The organism is Streptomyces sparsus, assembly GCF_054776295.1.
Window position 1 is genome coordinate 1 of the sequence record NZ_BAAHCA010000441.1, and the last position, 4,010, is coordinate 4,010.

The following is a 4,010-nucleotide window of genomic DNA, read 5'->3' on the forward strand; positions in this document are numbered from 1 at the left end:
TGACAGCGGGCCGGACGACGACGGCGGGCCGGATAACGGGCCGGGTGGCGACGGCGGTTCGGGTGCGGGCGGAGCGGGACGCGGCGACGCGGGCCCGAACGAAGCGGGAGTGGTGTGATGAGCGGCGGCATTCCGGACTTCACCGGCGTCGACCTGGGCCCGGTCGACCCGGGCCCCGCGGCGGACCCGGCCGGCCCGTCGGCGGCGGAGCGGTGGCGGGAGGGTTTCCGGCAGAGCGCCGGCAAGAGCGCCGAGGACCTGGTGTGGGAGACGCCGGAGGGCATCGGCGTCAAGCCGCTGTACACCGGGGAGGACCTCGACGGCCTGGACTTTTTGGGCACCTACCCGGGCATCACGCCGTACCTGCGCGGCCCCTACCCGACGATGTACGTGAACCAGCCGTGGACGATCCGCCAGTACGCGGGCTTCTCCACCGCCGAGGAGTCGAACGCCTTCTACCGGCGCAACCTGGCCGCCGGGCAGAAGGGCCTGTCCGTCGCCTTCGACCTGCCGACGCACCGCGGCTACGACAGCGACCACCCGCGCGTGACCGGCGACGTGGGCATGGCGGGCGTCGCGATCGACTCGATCTACGACATGCGGCAGCTGTTCGACGGCATCCCGCTGGACCGGATGAGCGTGTCGATGACGATGAACGGCGCGGTGCTGCCCGTGCTGGCGCTGTACATCGTCGCCGCCGAGGAGCAGGGGGTGCCGCCCGAGAAGCTGGCGGGGACCATCCAGAACGACATCCTCAAGGAGTTCATGGTCCGCAACACCTACATCTACCCGCCGCTGCCGTCGATGCGGATCATCTCCGACATCTTCGCGTACACCTCGCAGAGGATGCCGCGGTACAACTCCATCTCCATCTCCGGCTACCACATCCAGGAGGCCGGGGCGACGGCCGACCTGGAGCTGGCGTACACCCTCGCCGACGGCGTGGAGTACCTGCGGGCCGGCATGGGCGCGGGCCTGGACGTGGACGCGTTCGCGCCCCGGCTGTCGTTCTTCTGGGCGATCGGCATGAACTTCTTCATGGAGGTCGCCAAGTTGCGCGCGGCCCGGCTGCTGTGGGCCAAGCTGGTCCGGCAGTTCGACCCGAAGAACGCCAAGTCGCTCTCGCTGCGCACCCATTCGCAGACGTCGGGCTGGTCGCTGACCGCGCAGGACGTGTTCAACAACGTCACCCGCACCTGTGTGGAGGCGATGGCCGCGACGCAGGGCCACACCCAGTCGCTGCACACCAACGCGCTCGACGAGGCGCTGGCGCTGCCGACGGACTTCTCGGCGCGCATCGCCCGCAACACGCAGCTGCTGCTCCAGCAGGAGTCCGGCACCTGCCGGGTCATCGACCCGTGGGGCGGCAGCGCCTACGTGGAGCGGCTGACGCACGACCTGGCGCGGCGGGCCTGGCAGCACATCCAGGAGGTCGAGGAGGCCGGCGGCATGGCGAAGGCCATCGACGCGGGCATCCCGAAACTGCGGGTGGAGGAGGCGGCGGCCCGTACCCAGGCGCGCATCGACTCGGGCCGGCAGCCGGTGATCGGCGTCAACAAGTACCGGGTGGAGACCGACGAGCGGATCGACGTGCTGAAGGTCGACAACTCCTCGGTGCGCAGCCAGCAGATCGCCAAGCTGCGGCGGCTGCGCGAGGAGCGCGACGAGGCGGCCTGCCAGGACGCGCTGCGCGCCCTGACCGCGGCGGCTGACGAGGGCCACCGGCCGGGCGGCGGCCTGGACGGCAACCTGCTGCACCTGGCGGTGAACGCGGCCCGCGCCAAGGCCACCGTGGGGGAGATCTCCGACGCGTTGGAGAAGGTGTACGGGCGGCACGCCGGCCAGATCCGTACGATCTCGGGTGTGTACCGAGACGAAGCCGGGTCGTCCTCCGCGCTGGAGGGCACCCGCGCCCTGGTGGGCGAGTTCGAGCAGGCCGAGGGACGCAGGCCGCGCATCCTGGTCGCCAAGATGGGCCAGGACGGCCACGACCGCGGCCAGAAGGTGATCGCCACCGCCTTCGCCGACCTGGGTTTCGACGTGGACGTCGGCCCGCTGTTCCAGACGCCCGCCGAGGTGGCGCTCCAGGCCGTCGAGGCGGACGTGCACATCATCGGCGTCTCCTCGCTGGCCGCCGGGCACCTGACGCTGGTGCCGGCGCTGCGGGAGGAGCTGGCCGGGCAGGGGCGCGAGGACATCATGGTCGTGGTCGGCGGTGTGATCCCGCCGCAGGACGTGGAGCCGCTGAAGGAGATGGGTGCGGCGGCGGTCTTCCCGCCGGGGACGGTGATTCCCGACGCCGCGCACGACCTGGTCCGGTCGCTGGCCGCGAGCCTCGGCCACGAGCTGTGAGCGGCGTGCGCTGATGCCGCGGAAGATCGACATAGACGCCTACGTCCGGGGTGTGCGGGAGGGCTCCCGCTCGCAGATCGCGCGGGCCATCACGCTGGTGGAGTCCACCCGCGCCGACCACCGGCAGCTGGCCCAGCAGCTGCTGGTGGAGCTGCTGCCGCACGCGGGCGCGGCGCGCCGGGTGGGCATCAGCGGGGTGCCCGGGGTCGGCAAGTCGACGTTCATCGACGCGCTGGGCTCGATGCTGACCGGCCGGGGCCATCGGGTCGCGGTGCTGGCCGTCGACCCGTCGTCCGGCCGCAGCGGCGGCTCGATCCTCGGCGACAAGACGCGGATGGCCCGCCTGGCGGTGGACCCGGCGGCGTTCGTCCGCCCGTCGCCGACCTCCGGCACGCTGGGCGGTGTGGCCCGCGCCACCCGCGAGACGATGGTGGTGATGGAGGCCGCCGGCTACGACGTGGTGCTGGTGGAGACGGTCGGTGTCGGCCAGTCGGAGATCACCGTCGCCGGCATGGTCGACTCGTTCCTGCTGCTCACCCTCGCCAGGACCGGTGACCAGCTCCAGGGCATCAAGAAGGGCGTGCTGGAGCTGGCCGACGTGGTCGCCGTCAACAAGGCCGACGGCCCGCACGAGCGGGACGCCCGGTCGGCGGCCCGGGAGCTGGCCGGAGCGCTGCGGCTGCTCCAGCCGCCGGACGCGCCGTGGAACCCGCCGGTGCTCACGTGCAGTGCCCGGGAGGGCCAGGGGCTGGAGGAGGTCTGGGAGCGGCTGGAGCAGCACCGCCGCATCCTGGACGCCACCGGCGCGCTCCAGGGCAAGCGGCGTGACCAGCAGGTCGAGTGGGTGTGGTCGATGGTCCGCGACCAGCTCCTGGACCGGCTGCGCGACCACCCGGAGGTGCGCCGACTCGCTCCCGGGCTGGAGCGGGACGTGCGCGAGGGCGCCCTCACGGTCACCCTGGCCGCCGAGCGCCTGCTCGCCGCCTTCGCCGGCCCCGACCGCTCCGAAACCGACCCGGGCTGACCGCCCACGGCCGGGGTGCGGCCCGGCGTGCGGGAGCGGCCCGATGCGCGGCCGGCGGCGTGCGGCCGTTCGGTGTCCGGCGCCGGTTGCCCCTGGTGGGTGGCATACCGGGCCGGGGCTTTTGAGCGCCTCCTCAGTGGAAACCCGGCCTGAGGGGCAGCGGAACGGCTGCCACCCACGGGTAACGAGGAGGCATCATGAGTGACGAGCAGATGGCTGATGACGTCTACCAGCCCACCGGCGGCAACGAGGAGCAGGAGGACGCGGCGCCGCTCGACCTCCAGGACGCGGTGGGCGAGCGGACGTACGACGACATCCTCGACGAGGGCTACTCCCCGCCGGAGAAGCCGCTGGGCGTCACCAAGCACGGCACGACGGCCTCCGAGATGAACGAGGGCGAGTCGCTGGACGAGCGCCTGACCCAGGAGCGGCCGGACGTGTCGCCGCCGGACGGTGACGGCGTGGGCGACCTGCCCGGCGGTGAGGGCGAGCCGGTGGACCCGGAGACGGGTGACGCCCGCGCGGGCCGGCTGACGGCGCCCGACCGCGGCGTGGAGGCCGACACCACCAAGGAGGTCGTGGCCGACGACCACGGCATCGACGGGGGCGCCGCGGGGGCGGAGGAGGCCGCCAT

3 protein-coding genes are annotated in these 4,010 nt (G+C 72.9%); all 3 read left to right on the top strand.

Annotated features, from left to right (window positions below; all coding sequences use genetic code 11):
* Positions 1 to 117: 117 nt before the first annotated feature.
* Positions 118 to 2,352 carry a methylmalonyl-CoA mutase gene (gene scpA, locus ACYVE9_RS18070; RefSeq protein WP_461028918.1) on the top strand — a complete coding sequence of 745 codons (2,235 nt, stop codon included), beginning with the start codon at positions 118 to 120 and terminating at the stop codon, positions 2,350 to 2,352.
* 13 nt (positions 2,353 to 2,365) lie between these two features.
* Positions 2,366 to 3,376 carry a methylmalonyl Co-A mutase-associated GTPase MeaB gene (gene meaB, locus ACYVE9_RS18075; RefSeq protein WP_461028919.1) on the top strand — a complete coding sequence of 337 codons (1,011 nt, stop codon included), beginning with the start codon at positions 2,366 to 2,368 and terminating at the stop codon, positions 3,374 to 3,376.
* A 197-nt stretch (positions 3,377 to 3,573) separates the two neighbouring features.
* Positions 3,574 to 4,010, top strand: a 437-nt coding sequence (locus ACYVE9_RS18080) for a DUF5709 domain-containing protein (RefSeq protein ID WP_461028920.1), incomplete at its 3' end; no start/stop codon positions are given.